This is a genomic window from Stenotrophomonas acidaminiphila (genome assembly GCF_014109845.1).
Lineage (GTDB): Bacteria > Pseudomonadota > Gammaproteobacteria > Xanthomonadales > Xanthomonadaceae > Stenotrophomonas > Stenotrophomonas acidaminiphila.
This window is the reverse complement of sequence record NZ_CP043567.1, coordinates 1926836-1941844: the sequence shown is the minus strand read 5'-3', so window position 1 is coordinate 1941844 and position 15009 is coordinate 1926836. Positions and strand designations below refer to the sequence as shown.

The window sequence follows — 15009 nt, the reverse complement described above, 5'->3', positions numbered from 1 at the left end:
TACGCCGCCACGGCGCCCGGGCCATGGTAGAGGCCGCCCGTGGGATGCGCACCGCCGGTGCATACGTATTCAATGCAGGTACCGGCGATGACGCTGTGCACCAACTGGAATAGTGGCGGCACCTGCCTGCCGTTCCCGCACTCCGGAGTCGATACCCGCCATGGCCCTGCCACGCCCATCCTCCCGCCTGTCGCGCATCGTGCCCGCCCTGGCCCTGCTGCTGGCCGGCATGCCCGCCGCGCAGGCGGCCGATCTGGCGCGCGTCGCCTCGCCCGGCGAGGTGCTCGCGGTCACCCTCGAAGCGCAGCACGAAGGTCGCATCGCCTACCGCGTGGAGCGCCGCGGCCAGGCAGTGATCGCGCCCTCGCGGCTAGGCTTCCTGCTCGGCGACGGGCGCCTGGAACGCAACCTCGAACTGGTCGGGCAATCGCGCCGCAGCTTCGACGAAACCTGGGAGCAGCCCTGGGGCGAGCGCCGCCTGACCCGCAACCACTACAACGAGCTGCGCGCCCGTTTCGCCGAAAAACCCGTGGACGCCGCCCATCCCGGGCGTCGCTTCGACGTGGTGTTGCGGGTCTACGACGACGGCGTCGGCCTGCGCTACGAGTTCCCGGAACAGGCCGGGATGAGCGAGGCGCGGATCCGCGCCGAGCTGACCGAATTCGCGCTCGCCCGCCCGGCCACCGCCTGGTGGATCCCGGCGTTCGAGTGGAACCGTGAGGAGTACCTGTACCGTCACACTCCGTTGCGCGAGATCGGCACCGCGCAGACCCCGCTCACCCTGCGCGACGACAGCGGCCTGCACATCTCCCTGCACGAGGCCGCGCTGGTGGACTACGCCGGCATGAACCTGGCACGCGGTGACGGCGACGTGCTGCGTGCCGCGCTCACGCCCGGCAGCGGCGACGCCGCGGTGGTGCGCACGCTGCCGTTCGCCACGCCGTGGCGCACGATCCAGATCGGCGAGCGCGCCGGCGACCTGGCCGAATCCAGCCTGGTCCTCAACCTCAACGAGCCCAACTCCATCGGCGACGTGAGCTGGTTCAGGCCGGCCAAGTACGTCGGCGTGTGGTGGTCGCTGCACCTGGAAACCGAGACCTGGGCGACCGGCCCCCGGCACGGCGCCACCACCACCAACACCCGGCGCTACATCGACTTCGCCGCGGCCAACGGCTTCCGCGGCGTGCTGGTGGAAGGCTGGAACCCGGGCTGGGACGGCAACTGGTTCGCCAACGGCTGGGGCTTCGACTTCACCCGCGCCACCGCCGACTTCGACCTGCCGGCACTGGCGCGGTATGCCGCCGGCAAGGGCGTGCACCTGGTCGGCCACCACGAGACCGCCTGCGCGGTCAGCCACTACGAGCGGCAGCTGCCCGCCGCGCTCGACCTGTACGCGCGCAACGGCGTGGACGTGGTCAAGACCGGCTATGTCTGCGACGCCGGCGACATCCAGCGCCAGGACGACGCCGGCGGCCCGGTGGTGCGCGAATGGCACGAGGGCCAGTGGATGAGCAACCACCACCTGCGCGTGGTCCAGCAGGCGGCGCAGCGACACATCGCGGTCAACGCGCACGAACCGATCAAGGACACCGGCCTGCGTCGCACCTACCCCAACTGGGTCTCGCGCGAGGGCGCGCGCGGCATGGAATACAACGCGTGGGGCGCGCCGCCGAACCCGCCGGAACACGAAGCCACGCTGGTGTTCACGCGCATGCTGGCCGGGCCGATGGACTTCACCCCCGGCATCGTCAGCCTGAAGGGCCGCAACGGGCTGCCGCTGCGCAGCACCCTAGCCAAACAGCTGGCGCTTTACGTGGTGCTGTACAGCCCGATCCAGATGGTGGCCGACCTGCCCGAGCACTACGCGCAGCATCCCGAGGCCTTCCGCTTCATCCGGGATGTCGCGGTGGATTGGGAGCAGAGCCGCGTGCTGGATGGCGAGGTCGGGCAGTTCGCGACCATCGCACGCAAGGCGCGCGGCGGCGGCGAGTGGTTTCTGGGCAGCGTCGGCGACGACCAGCCGCGCGAACTGGACACGCCATTGGCCTTCCTGGAGCCGGGCCGACGCTATCGCGCCGAGATCTACCGCGATGGCGACGGTGCGGACTGGCAGCAACGCCCGTTCGCCTTCGTGCGCGAAATCCGCCAGGTCGACAGCGGCGACCGCATCACCCTGAAGCTCGCGCGCGGGGGTGGCGCGGCGATCCGTTTCGTGCCGCTGGAATGATCCGCCGGGTGGCGGCGAGCCGGCGATTGCCATGGACGGCGCCCGCGAGGCGCCGTTGCCATCGTTGTCATGCGGAAACCCGGCGGGCGTGCCGCTTGCCGGCGCATTGAATACGTATGCAGGCCGATTCCACGCCGTTGCCTGCTGATTACCATGCATGACAGTCGCAACCAGACCGCATCGCATCGGCGACCAGAGCCCTGGATCCAATCCGGGCGCACGCACAGAACAATCCAACGACATCACCTGGGAGAGGGGAGAATGTTGAACACCAAGCGCAACCTGTTGAGCGCGGCGCTCGCATCGGCGCTGGCGCTGCAGGCCAGTGGCGCATATGCGCAGAGCACCGGTGGCGAGGGCCAGAAGAAGGCCGATGCCGTCGACCTGGACACCGTCACCGTCACCGGCATCCGCCGCGGCATCGAGAGCGCGATCTCGGTCAAGCGCGACGCCACCTCGATCGTCGAGGCGGTCTCGGCCGAGGACATCGGCAAGCTGCCGGACGTGAGCATCGCCGAATCGATCGCGCGCCTGCCCGGCCTGGCCGCCCAGCGCGTGGCCGGTCGCGCCCAGGTGATCAGCGTGCGCGGGTTGTCGCCGGACTTCGCCACCACCCTGCTCAACGGCCGCGAGATGGTCAGCACCGGCGACAACCGCAGCGTTGAATTCGACCAGTACCCGTCCGAGCTGATCAGCGGCGTGACCGTGTACAAGACCCCCGACGCCGGCCTGGTCGGCCAGGGCCTGTCCGGCACGCTGGACATGCAGACGGTGCGTCCGCTCAGCTATGGCGGCCGGGTGATCGCCGTCAGCGGCCGTTACCAGAAGAACTCGCTGGGCGAAGCCGCCGGCGTCGACCCGTACGGCAACCGCTTCAACGTCAGCTTCGTGGACAAGTTCGCCGACGACACCCTCGGCCTGGCCATCGGCTACTCGCACTCGGACATGCCCAAGCAGGAGAACCAGGTCGGCCTGTACGAGCCATGGCAGGCGCTGGGCGGCAACGACTGGCGCCCCGGCGTGGCCGCCGGCACGTTCTACTCCGACGGCATCAAGGCGCTGCGCCGTACCGGCAACGCCAAGCGCGACGGGGTCATGGCCACCGTGCAGTTCCGCCCGAACAATGCCTGGACCAGCACGCTCGACGCGTTCTATACCAAGGCCAAGGAATACGACACCGCCAACCAGCTGGAAATCCACCTGGGCGGTTACAACGGTGGCTACGACCCGCTGTACCTGACCGACGTGGTGACCCGCAACGGCAGCTTCGCCAGCGGCGTCGCGCACAACGTCTATCCGCTGGTGCGCGGCATGTACAACCACCGCGAGGACAGCATCAAGGCCTTCGGCTGGAACAACGAGTTCGCCTTCGGCGAGGTGCGCCTGGTGGCCGACGTCAGCTGGTCCAAGGCCGTGCGCGACGAGACCAACCTGGAAAACAACCTGCAGCTGCTGCCCGCCCCGCAACTGGATTCGGTGCGCCTGGACTTCGCCGGCGGCAACTTCCCGCGGTTCACCCCGGGCCTGGACTACTCCGACCCCGGCAAGCTGTTCCTGACCAACACCATCTACGGGTCGGGCTACGGCAAGACCCCGCACGTGGACGACGAGCTGAAGGGCTTCAAGCTGGCGCTCAACTTCCCGGCGCCGGAAGCCCTGGGCTGGTTCAGCGATATCGACGTGGGCGCCAACTACGCCGACCGCAGCAAGGACAAGACCCAGGCCGAAGGCAACATCAACCTCGGCGCGCAGGGCATCACCGCCATCGCCTCCGACCTGCAGTACGCACCGGTCGACCTGGGCTTCGCCGGCGCCGGCCGCATCCCGGCCTGGAACGTCCCGGCCGCGGTCGCCAGGTACATGGTGTTCAGGCCCACCACCACCGAAAGCTACCTGATTCCCAAGCAGTGGACGGTGGACGAGGAGATCACCACCCTGTTCCTGCGCGCCAACATCAGCACCGAGATCGGCTCGATCCCGGTGCGCGGCAACATCGGCCTGCAGGGCCAGCGCGTGGACCAGTCCTCGCACTCCAACTACTGGGACGGCTCGCAGCCGGTCGGCAGCCGGGTGATCCCGATCAACGAGGGCAGCAAGTACTTCAAGCTCCTGCCGAGCATGAACCTGGCGTTCGAACTGCCGGCCGAGAACACCGTGCGCTTCGCCCTGGCCCGCCAGGTGGCGCGCCCGCGGGTGGACGAGATGCGCGCGTCGATGGAATTCGGCGTGGACACCAACACCGGCAAGCCCGGTGCCAGCGGCGGCAACCCGCGGCTGGACCCGTGGCTGGCCGACGCGGTCGACCTGTCCTGGGAGAAGTACTTCGGCAACAAGGCCTATGTGGCCGCCGCGGTGTTCTACAAGGACCTGAAGACCTACATCTACACCGAAAAGCGCGACGGCTACGACTTCACCCAGCAGGTGGATGCATGGCTGCAGGCCAACGGCGTCACCCTGCCGCCGGGCATCGTGGTGGACAAGACCGGCTACTACACCGCGCCATTCAACGGCAGCGGCGGCAGCCTGCGCGGCGCGGAGCTGACTGCCTCGCTGCCACTGGACCTGTTCGCCGACGCCCTGCGCGGCTTCGGCGTGGTCGCCAGCGCCAGCTTCAACGACAGCAGCATCACCATCCCGCCGGATCCGGGCACCATCTCCAGCGTCGGCAGCGCCCCGATCATGCTGCCGGGCCTGTCCAGGCGCGTGTACAACTTCACCGCCTACTACGAAAACGACGGCTTCGAAGTACGCCTGAACCAGCGCAAGCGCTCGGACTTCATCGGCGAGATCGGAAACTTCAACGGCAACCGCACCCTGCGCTACGTCAAGGGCGAGAACGTGCTCGATGCGCAGCTGGGCTACAGCTTCGGCAGTGACACGATGTTCAGCGGGTTGAGCCTGTACCTGCAGGCCAGCAACCTGACCAATTCCAGGTATGAAACCTATGCCGGCAGCAAGGACCGCCCGCTGGAGACCGTTGAGTGGGGCCGCAGCTACCAGATCGGCGTGAACTACAAGTTCTGATCCCTCTCCGGTTCCCGCATTCCGGACCCGCTGCCCTGGCAGCGGGTTTTTTTTTGCGCGTCGCGCAGTATGGCTCGGCTTGCCGGTCTGCATGGCGGCGTTGCCCGGGACGCGGCAGCAACCACGCCTGCCATGCCGGGATGGCAGGCGGCAGCCATCGTCACGCGCGCCCCGGATGACGGCGGATGCGGGACACGAACGGGTGCCGGCGCACCACGCCGGGCGGTACATGCCGGCATCGCCCATGCCCTGCGTCGACCCGCGGCATCAACCGTCGTGGCGCTCCGTCACCCGGACATCGCCCATGGGCATGCGGCCGGTGGATGCGGAAAGGGCGGAGATCGCTCTCCGCCCTGCCTGGCTGCATCGTGGACTGGAACGCTCAGCCGCGCCGTGCGCAGTACACCGCGTGGGCCGGCAATGCCAGTTCGCCGTCTTCGCACCGGCCCGCGACCGGGCCGGGCATGTCCAGCGCCTGCCAGTGACCGCCGGGCAGCGGATGCCGCACCGGCGCGGCCGACAGGTTGAACGCGAGCAGCAGGGTTTCGCCCTGCGATTCGCGCTCGAACATCAGTACCGGCTCGGCGCTGTCGAGGAAGCGGATCGCGCCGCCGGTCAATGCCGGGCGGGCATGGCGCCAGGCCAGGAACGCGCGGAAGGCGTTGAGCACCGAATCGGCTGCGGCCTCCTGCGCCTGCACCGACAGCGCGCGGTGTTCGGCCGGGATCGGCAGCCACGGCCTGGCGCTGCTGAAGCCGGCCAGCGCCTCGCCGTTCCATGGCATCGGCGTGCGGCAGCCATCGCGGCCCTTGAAGTTGGGCCAGAAGGTGATGCCGTAGGGATCGCGCAGCGCCTCGAACGGCACGTCGGCCTCGCCCAGGCCCAGTTCCTCGCCCTGGTAGATGCAGACCGAGCCGCGCAGCGAGCACACCAGCACGGCCAGCATCCTGGCCATCGCCGGGTCGGCCGGGCGCCCGCCCCAGCGGGTCACCGCACGCTGCACGTCGTGGTTGGACACCGCCCAGCACGGCCAGCCGTCGCGCATCGTCGCTTCCAGCTTCTCCACCGTGGCGCGGATGTAGCCGGCGCTGTAGTCGTCCACCAGCAGTTCGAAGCTGTAGCCCATGTGCAGGCGGCCCGGCGCGGTGTACTCGGCGGTGGTCGCCAGCGAATCCTCGGAGGAGATCTCGCCCAGCGTCACCGCACCCGGGTACTGGTCCAGCAGCGCGCGCAGGCGCTCGAGGAAGCCCACGTTCTCCGGCCGGGTGTTGTTGTAGTAGTGGTACTGGAACGCATACGGGTTGTCCGGGCTGAAGCCGCGGCCCACGCGCTCGCTTTCCGGCTTGGCCGGGTTGTCGCGCAGCTGCGCGTCGTGGAAGCAGAAATTGATCGAATCCAGGCGGAAACCATCGACCCCGCGGTCCAGCCAGAACTTCACGTAGTCCAGCGTGGCCTGCTGCACCGCCGGGTTGTGGAAGTTCAGGTCCGGCTGCGACGACAGGAAATTGTGCAGGTAGTACTGGCGCCGGCGCGGCTCCCACTTCCAGGCCACGCCACCGAAGATCGACAGCCAGTTGTTGGGCGGGGTGCCATCCTCACGCGCGTCGGCCCACACGTACCAGTCGGCCCGGGGGTTGTCGCGGCTCTGCCGGCTTTCGCGGAACCAGGCGTGCTGGTCGGAGGTGTGGCTGAACACCTGGTCGATCATCACCTTCAGGCCCAGCGCATGCGCCCTGGCCAGCAGCCGGTCGAAGTCGTCCAGGGTGCCGAACAGCGGGTCGACGTCGCGCTGGTCGGCGATGTCGTAGCCGAAGTCGGCCATCGGCGAGCGGAAGAACGGCGACACCCAGATCGCATCCACGCCCAGCGAGGCGATGTAGTCCAGCCGCTCGATGATGCCCGGCAGGTCGCCGACGCCATCGCCATTGGTGTCCAGGAAGCTGCGCGGATAGATCTGGTAGATGACGGCGCCCCGCCACCAGGGAGTGTTCGACATCGAGCGCCCCTCCGGGCTTGTGCGTGCCCGCGGCCGGGCATGGATGAACCACGCCAGCTTAGCGGCGGCACCGGAGCCATGGCGCGCAGTGCATACGTATTCACGGGCGTGCCGGCGGCGGCGCCCGGTCACCGGCGGCACCGCCTATAATTGCCCAACGCCCCCCGACGCCATCGCATGAGCATCGCCGAAGACCTCCGCCCCGCGCTGGGCCTGCCCGCCATCCAGACCCTCGCCGCCCCGGACATGGCCGCCGTCGATGCCCTGATCCGCAACCGCCTGTCGTCCGATGTCGTGCTGATCAACCAGATCGCCGACCACATCATTTCCGCCGGCGGCAAGCGCCTGCGGCCGATGCTGGTGATGCTGGCCGGCCATGCCGCCGGCGGCGCCGGACCCGAGCACCACCAGCTGGCGGCGATCATCGAGTTCATCCATACCTCCACCCTGCTGCACGACGACGTGGTGGACGAGTCGGACCTGCGCCGCGGGCGCAGCACCGCCAACGCGCTGTGGGGCAACGCGCCCAGCGTGCTGGTCGGCGACTTCCTGTACTCGCGCAGCTTCCAGCTGATGGTCGAGCTGGACCGCATGCCGGTCATGCGGATCCTGGCCGACACCACCAACCGCATCGCCGAGGGCGAAGTGCTGCAGCTGCTGCACGTCCACAACCCGGATACCGACGAAGCGGCCTACCTGCGCGTGATCGAGCGCAAGACCGCGGTGCTGTTCGCCGCCGGCACCCGCCTGGGCGCGCTGGCCAGCGGCGCCGGCGAGGCCGTGCAGCAGCGGTTGTACGACTACGGCATGGCGCTGGGCTACGCGTTCCAGATCGCCGACGACGTGCTGGACTATTCGGCCAATGCCGAGGAGCTGGGCAAGAACCTGGGCGACGACCTGGCCGAAGGCAAGGCCACGCTGCCGCTGATCCACGCCATGGCGCATGCGGACGCGGCCGTGCGCGAACGCCTGCGCGGGATCGTGCAGGACGGCGATGCCGCCGCGATGCCCGAGGTGCTGGCCGCGATCCGCGCCACCGGCGGGCTGGAATACAGCCGCCAGCGCGCGGTCGAGTACGCCGACGCCGCCGAACGCGCGCTGGACGGCCTGCCCGAGAGCGATGCCGTCGCCGCCCTGCGGGGCCTGGCCCGCTACGCGGTCGAACGCAGCCACTGAGCCCCGCGCGGCCGGGTCGCCGGCCGCGCCCGGGACCGGCGCGGCCGGAACGGGCGCCGGCTCAGCGGTGCAGCCGCTCCTCCAGGAAATCGTCCATCATCTTCCACGCACGCCTGGCCGCACGCGGGTCGTACAGGCAGCCCGGCGGGCTGTTGGCGTCGGATTCGGCGAAGCAATGCACCGCGCCGCTGAAATTGACGAACTGCCAGTCGGCACCGGCGCCATCCATTTCCTTGCCGAAGGCGGCGATGTCCTCGGCCGTCACCCCGCGGTCGGCGGCACCGTTGAGTACCAGCATCGGCACCTTGGCGCTGCCCGCGGCGGCCGGGCTGGGCGTGGACAGGCCGCCGTGCAGGCTCACCACGCCGGCCAGCGGCATGCCCGCGCGCGCCATTTCCAGCACGGTGCTGCCGCCAAAACAGAAGCCGACCGCGGCGATGCGCGAGGCATCCAGCGGCGCCTTGCCGGCCTGCGCCTTCAGCGCGTCCAGCGCGGCGCGGGCGCGCGCGCGCAGCACGGCGCGGTTCTCGCGCAGCTGCCTGGAGGCCGCGGCGGCTTCGGCATCGTCCTTCGGCCGCACTGCACTGCCGTACACGTCGGCCACCAGCACCACGTAGTCGTCGCCGGCGATACGCCCGGCCTTGTCGATCGCCGAAGCGTTCACCCCGCGCCAGTTCGGCACCATCACCACGCCCGGACGACGCGCGTCGCCCTCGTCATCGAAGACCAGCACGCCGCTGTAGCGGGTGCCGTCCAGCTGCCATTCCACCGGCCGCTGCTGCAGCTTGGCCAGCGCCGGCATTGCCGCCGACGCGCACGCCACCAGCAACGCCACCTGCCACTTGCGCATGGTTCGCATGGGAGTACTCCGGTTGGGTCACCGCTCCGAGTCTATGCCCGGCGGGCGTGAAAAGGGCCGCACCGGCACCACGCCGGGCACCCCGCGGCCTGTGCCGCCCGGCGGATGCGCGGCGGCCCGGGGCCTCAGGCCACGCCCAGTCCCGGGATCGCGCTGATGCTGTCCGGGTCGAAGCCGGCCAGTTCGGCGAAGTGGCGGCCACGCGCCACGTAGTCGCGGTAGGCGCCGAAGCTGGGCGCGCCCGGCGACAGCAGCACCACCCCGCCCTGCCCGCCCAGCGCGGCGCGCGCCTGTTCGACCGCGTGCGGCAGGTCGCCGGCCGCATGCAGGCCGAACCGGCCGGCATCGGCCAGCGGCTGCAGCAGAGCATGGATGCGCGGCCCGTTGGCGCCCATGGTGACGATCTCCAGCGGCGCGTTGTCGCGCATGTGCGCGGCGAAATCGTGCCAGTCCACGCCGCGGTCGTGGCCGCCGACCAGCAGCGCGATGCGCTGCCCGGCAAAGCAGTCCAGCGCGGCCAGCGACGCATGCGGCGTGGTGCTGATCGAGTCGTTGACCCAGCGCACGCCGTCGCGCTCGCCCAGCAGCTGCAGGCGGTTGGGCAACGGGCGGAAGCTGCGCACCGCCGGCGCCAGCGCCACCGCGTCCAGCCCCAGTGCTTCCAGCGCCGCCAGTACCGCGCACAGGTTGCCGCGGTTGTGGCGCCCCGGCAGCGGCGTGTCGGAGGTATCGAATACCGGCTGCGCGCCGCGGTGCACCACCTCGCCGACCATGTGCCAGCCGGCGGGCTGGTTGAACCACACCACCTGGCTGTGCGGCAGCTGCAGCGCGCGCAGGTGCGCGTCGGCGGCGTTGAGCACCGCCACCCGCGGGTGGCCGGCGGTCACCAGCGCCAGCTTGTCGTCGATGTAGCGCTGCTCGCTGCCGTGCCAGTCCAGGTGTTCGGGAAAAATGTTCAGCACGACGGCCACGTCCGGGCGCGCGCCACTGCGCGCGACCTCGCCGGTCTGGTAGCTGGACAGTTCCACCGCCCAGTACTCCGGCGCCGGCTGCGGGTCGAGCACCTCCAGCAGCGGCAGGCCGATGTTCCCGGCCAGCCCGGTACGGTGCCCGGCCGCGCGCAGCAGATGCGCCAGCAGCGATGTGGTGGTGCTCTTGCCCTTGGTGCCGGTCACGCACACCGTGTCCGGCAGGCGGCCGTCGGCCCGGGCGTGCTCGCTGAACCACAGCGAGGTGCCACCGATGAACTGCGTGCCCTGTGCCTGCGCCTGCAGCGCCTCGGGCGTGTAGGGGCTGATGCCGGGCGACTTCACCACCACGTCGAAGCGCGCCAGCGCCTCGCCGGTGACCGCACTTTCCACCCGCAGCGCGCCCGCGCTTTCAGCGTGCGCGGCGGCGGCTTCGGCCTGCGGGCAGAACAGCGTCAGTGGCAGGCCGGGCAGGCGTTCGCGCAGCGCGTGGAAGGCGGCGCGGCCCTCGCGGCCCCACCCCCACAGCGCCACGCGCTTGCCCTCAAGCTGCGAAATCCGCACGCAGGCGCTCCCACAGGGCGGCCGGGATGCGGTGCTCGCCGTCGATGACCAGCAGCGGCTCGAGCTTCAGCTCGTCGGCCGCCAGGGTGGGCTGGATCACGCTGGCGAAGCGCTTGACCAGCACGTCCTCCTTCCACTCCGGGCGCGCCGCCAGCGTTGCCATCGCCGCCCGTGACTCCCGGCCCTCGCCCACGCACTCGAACGGTTTGTGGTCCTGGAACTCCAGCAGCGCGTCGAAGCCGCCGGCCTGCTCGCCGTCGTCGAGCAGGTTGCGGCCGAAGATGCGTACCAGCCGGGTCTTGGGCATGAACGGGGCCAACGCCAGGAACACGAAGTGGCACTTCGGGCAGACCCCGCACCAGCGGTTCACCGGACGCTCGCCGAGGATGTGGAAATTGCGGTTGCAGCTGGAGAAATGCGCGTCGTAGTAGTCGGTCCGGGCGAACTGCCGCGCCACCGCCAGCTCCGACAGCGGCCGCAGCAGCGAGTAGTAGTGCAGGTCGGCGGCGACGTGCCGCTGCACGTGCTCGCCGAACGCCTTCTCGAACGCCCAGCCCTTGGACCATTGGTGGTTGACCTCGCCAGTGCCGGCGATCTGGCTGCCGTAGCTGGCCGAGCGTTCGTTGGAGAACACCACCTGGTCCACGCCCTGCGCCAGCGCCGCCAGCACCATGATCGCCGAGTTCACCGCGGTCACCGGGATATGCCCGTTCCACGCACCCTGGCGGTTGAGTTCGAACAGCTCCGGCGCCAGCGTGCGGCCGATGTTGAGCATCGGCAGGCCGGTGCGCTCGGCGCAGGCGCGGATCAGCTGCGAACCGCCGATCCAGGTGACGGTCGCGGCGACGCCGGCATGGCGCAGCGCCTCGATGCTGACCAGCGAATCCTTGCCGCCGCCGATGGCGACCAGCGCGTGTTCGCGCAGGCCCAGCGGCTGCGCCGCCGGTTCGGCCTGCGCCTCCACCGGCAGCCGGAACCGGCCGCGCAGGTTCAGGCCGTTGCGGTAGGCGAACTCGCCCAGGCCGTTGAGATAGACCGTTTCCACCAGCGCCGCGGTTGCGGCGTCGATGGCGTAGCCGTCGATGGCCACCTGCGCCGGCACCGCCGCCTTGTAGTAGCTCACGCCGGCGATCAGGTGCAGCAGGCGCAACGCGCGCTGCACCGCCGCCGCGCGCGCGCCGTCCAGCTGGAACGGCGCGCCCGGCACGGTGACGGTTTCGGTCATCTCCGGGCCGTCGTCGAAGGCGTAAACCAGTTGCGCCACGCCGGTGTCCGCGGCGAAGTCGCAGCGGACGAAACGGAAGCGGGTAACCTGGTCTTTGTCGAAAGCTGTCATGGCGTATCCGGAATCAAGCGGGGTGCCGCGTGGGGCGCAAGCCCGGTACGGCGGAACGAAAGGAAATGCGGGGCATGCCGGTCAACGCGCATCGTCGATGATGTCCTCGTGCGGCAGCGCGCGGTGGTTGTAGCGGCTGGCCATGCTGAAGCCGTAGGCGCCGGCGTCGGCGATCAGCATGACGTCGTCCGGGGCGGTGGTGGACGGCAGCTTGACCCGCTGCGCGAACACGTCGCTGGATTCGCAGATCGGGCCGACCACGCTGAAATCGAGATCGCGCGCGTCGTCCAGCCGCGACAGGTTGGCGATGTCGTGCCAGGCGTCGTACAGCGCCGGGCGCAGCAGCGCGTTCATGCCCGCGTCCAGGCCGACACGGCGCACGCCGTCCTTCTCAACCACCTGGGTGGCATGGGCCAGCAGCACGCCGGCCTCGGCGACCAGGAAGCGCCCCGGCTCGACCGCCAGCTGGAACGCCGGGTGCACCGCCTTGACCTCGGCCAGGCCGGCGGCCCAGGCATCCAGGTCGAACGGCTCGTCGTCGTCGCTGTACGGCACCGGCAGGCCGCCGCCGATGTCCAGGATCTCCACGCTGCCGATGCGGCGCGCGAAACCGGCCAGTTCGTCGACCACCTGCTTCCAGTGGCCGCTGCTCTCAACGCCGCTGCCCAGGTGTGCGTGGATGCCGGTCACGCGCACGCCGATGCCGCGCGCCACGTCCATGAATTCGTCCACCCGCTGCGCCGACAGGCCGAACTTGGCTTCCTTGCCGCCGGTGTTGACCTTGCGGTGGTGGCCATCGCCATGGCCCAGGTCGATGCGCAGCCACAGCACGCGGTCGCGGAACACCCCGGGCCAGCGCCGCAGCAGCTCGACGTTGTCGACGGTGACGTTGACGCCCCGCGCCAGCGCTGCGGCGTACTCGCCGATCGGGGCGAAGCTGGGGGTGAACAGCACCCGCGAAGGCGCCAGTTCCGGCAGCGCCTCGAACACGTGCTCGACCTCGCCCAGCGAGACGCACTCCAGGCCGAAGCCTTCCGCGGCCAGCGCGCGCAGGATGGCCGGATGCGGGTTGGCCTTGATCGCGTAGTAGCGCCGGTCCAGCGCCGCCACCGCCTGCAGCTGGCGCGCGCGCGCGCGTACCGTCGGCAGGTGGTAGACGTAGCGCGGTGTGCCCTGCGCGGCCAGTTCCAGCAGTTGCACGCGCGACTGTGGCGCGCGCCACCACGGCGTCGGGCGCGGGCGCACGCTGCCGCTGATCTCGCGCCAGCGCGGGCCGAACACCTGCTCCTCGTAGACCGGCATGGCGCCGCTGTCGATCAGCTCTTCGTGCAGGATCGGCAGCAGGCCGTCGGCGTCGGCCTCGTCGATCACGAAGGTCAGGTTCAGGTCGTTGGACGACTGCGAGATCATGTGCACGCGCTCCTTGCCGAACGTGGCCCACACGTCCGAGAGCTTGTACAGCAGCGAGCGCATGCCGCGGCCGACCAGGGTGATCGCCGCGCACGGCACGATCACCTTGACCTTGCAGATCTGCGACAGGTCGGCCGACAACGCCGCCAGCACGTCAGTACTGACCAGGTTCTCGGACGGATCCAGCGACACGGTGACGTTGGTCTCGGCCGAGCCGATCAGGTCCACCGACAGGCCGTGCCTGCGGAACAGGTCGAACACGTCGGCGAGGAAGCCGACCTGCTGCCACATGCCGATGCCTTCCATCGACACCAGCACGATGCCGTTGCGGCGGCTGATCGCCTTGACTCCCGGGACCGGCTCGGCGCTGCCGTCGATGCTGGTACCGGGCATGTGCGGACGCTCGGTATCGAGGATCGCCATCGGCACGCCGGCGTCGCGGCACGGCTTGATCGAGCGCGGGTGCAGCACCTTGGCGCCGGTGGTGGCGATTTCCTGGGCTTCGTAATAGTCCAGCCGGGTCAGCAGGCGCGCATCGGGCACGTCCTTCGGGTTGGCGCTGAACATGCCCGGCACGTCGGTCCAGATCTCCACCCGGCTGGCGCCCAGCAGCGCGCCGAAGTACGCGGCCGAGGTGTCCGAGCCGCCGCGGCCGAGGATCGCCGTGCCGCCGTCGCCGTGGCGGGCGATGAAGCCCTGGGTGATCAGCATGCGCGGGGACTGGGCCGCGAAGCGCTGCCGGAAACCGGCGTCGCCCTGCCACTGGCAGTTCACCGACAGCCGCTGCGACCAGGCGCTCTGGTTCGGCGCCGGCGGCTGCGCGTGCAGCCACTGCCGGGCGTCCATCCAGCCGAAATCCAGGCCATTGCCATGCAGGTAGGCCGCGCCGATGGTGGAGGACAGCAGTTCGCCCTGGCCCAGCACCTCGGCCTGCCAGTCCAGCGGGCGCTGCGCCGCGCGCGGGTCGTCGAGCAGCGCCTGCAGTGCCGCCAGCCGTGCGGCCAGCACCTCCTCGCCCAGCTCCAGCTCGGCCAGGAATGCGTTGTGGCGCGCGACCAGCGCGGCCACCCGCTCGCGGCTGTCGGCGGCGCCATCGGCGATCGCGGTCAGCTCATTGGTCACGCCCGACAGCGCGGACACCACCACCAGCACGCGGCCACCGGTCTCGTCCGCACGTTTTTTCGCCAGTTCCCCGATCGTGTTCCAACGATGACGACGCGACACCGAGGTGCCACCGAACTTGAGGACGATCCAGCGATCGACGAGGGGGGAAGAGGACATTGGCGTGGGGGTTCACGGTGGGGAAAGACCCGACAGGCGGGCGGAACCGTCGATTCTATAGCCATGCCCCGCCCCGCGCCGCCGACGGTTGTGGGCGACGGCATCGCATCGACGCCGGTCCCGGCGTGCACGGACGGCATGCCGCGACCGGCCGGGCGCTCGCGATGC

General features: G+C 70.2%; 8 protein-coding genes. 3 read left to right on the top strand and 5 right to left on the bottom strand.

Annotation, left to right across the window (positions count from 1 at the left end):
* Window positions 1–160 precede the first annotated feature (160 nt).
* Both F0P95_RS08825 and F0P95_RS08820 read left to right on the top strand, forming a co-directional pair.
* Window positions 161–2227 (top strand): glycoside hydrolase family 97 protein, encoded by a 2067-nt coding sequence (locus F0P95_RS08825; RefSeq protein ID WP_182333731.1) that lies wholly within the window; start codon window positions 161–163, stop codon window positions 2225–2227.
* A 261-nt stretch (window positions 2228–2488) separates the two neighbouring features.
* A complete protein-coding gene (locus tag F0P95_RS08820) occupies window positions 2489–5251 on the top strand; it encodes a TonB-dependent receptor (RefSeq protein ID WP_182333729.1) in 2763 nt (920 codons plus the stop codon).
* A gap of 382 nt (window positions 5252–5633) precedes the next feature.
* Here F0P95_RS08820 and F0P95_RS08815 read toward each other — a convergent pair whose 3' ends face one another.
* Entirely contained in the window at window positions 5634–7247 is a 1614-nt protein-coding gene (locus F0P95_RS08815; RefSeq protein WP_182333727.1) for an alpha-glucosidase family protein, read from the bottom strand.
* A gap of 177 nt (window positions 7248–7424) precedes the next feature.
* On the opposite strand from F0P95_RS08815, the gene F0P95_RS08810 reads away from it, so the two are divergent.
* Entirely contained in the window at window positions 7425–8423 is a 999-nt protein-coding gene (locus tag F0P95_RS08810; protein ID WP_182333725.1) for a polyprenyl synthetase family protein, read from the top strand.
* A 61-nt stretch (window positions 8424–8484) separates the two neighbouring features.
* On the opposite strand, the gene F0P95_RS08805 is transcribed toward F0P95_RS08810, so the two are convergent.
* From F0P95_RS08805 to F0P95_RS08790, 4 genes are all read right to left on the bottom strand, one after another.
* Complete coding sequence (locus F0P95_RS08805; protein WP_182333723.1) at window positions 8485–9282, bottom strand: dienelactone hydrolase family protein; 798 nt, start codon at window positions 9280–9282, stop codon at window positions 8485–8487.
* A 125-nt stretch (window positions 9283–9407) separates the two neighbouring features.
* Window positions 9408–10814: a UDP-N-acetylmuramoyl-L-alanine--D-glutamate ligase gene (gene murD / locus F0P95_RS08800; RefSeq protein ID WP_182333721.1), complete on the bottom strand. Its 1407-nt coding sequence runs from the start codon at window positions 10812–10814 to the stop codon at window positions 9408–9410.
* Complete coding sequence (murL, locus tag F0P95_RS08795; protein ID WP_182333719.1) at window positions 10795–12150, bottom strand: UDP-N-acetyl-alpha-D-muramoyl-L-alanyl-L-glutamate epimerase; 1356 nt, start codon at window positions 12148–12150, stop codon at window positions 10795–10797. Before murL ends, murD begins: the two co-directional genes overlap by 20 nt.
* A gap of 81 nt (window positions 12151–12231) precedes the next feature.
* The gene (locus tag F0P95_RS08790; RefSeq protein ID WP_182333717.1) at window positions 12232–14841 is read right to left on the bottom strand and encodes a bifunctional aspartate kinase/diaminopimelate decarboxylase; all 2610 of its coding nucleotides are present in this window, start codon (window positions 14839–14841) and stop codon (window positions 12232–12234) included.
* Window positions 14842–15009: the final 168 nt, after the last annotated feature.

What these genes read in the sequence shown, in the direction of transcription:
- F0P95_RS08815 (WP_182333727.1), bottom strand. Translation starts at nt 7,247, where the DNA reads ATGTCGAACACTCCCTGGTGGCGGGGCGCCGTCATCTACCAGATCTAT.
- F0P95_RS08820 (WP_182333729.1), top strand. Translation starts at nt 2,489, where the DNA reads ATGTTGAACACCAAGCGCAACCTGTTGAGCGCGGCGCTCGCATCGGCG.
- F0P95_RS08790 (WP_182333717.1), bottom strand. Translation starts at nt 14,841, where the DNA reads ATGTCCTCTTCCCCCCTCGTCGATCGCTGGATCGTCCTCAAGTTCGGT.
- F0P95_RS08825 (WP_182333731.1), top strand. Translation starts at nt 161, where the DNA reads ATGGCCCTGCCACGCCCATCCTCCCGCCTGTCGCGCATCGTGCCCGCC.
- F0P95_RS08805 (WP_182333723.1), bottom strand. Translation starts at nt 9,282, where the DNA reads ATGCGAACCATGCGCAAGTGGCAGGTGGCGTTGCTGGTGGCGTGCGCG.
- F0P95_RS08810 (WP_182333725.1), top strand. Translation starts at nt 7,425, where the DNA reads ATGAGCATCGCCGAAGACCTCCGCCCCGCGCTGGGCCTGCCCGCCATC.
- murL (WP_182333719.1), bottom strand. Translation starts at nt 12,150, where the DNA reads ATGACAGCTTTCGACAAAGACCAGGTTACCCGCTTCCGTTTCGTCCGC.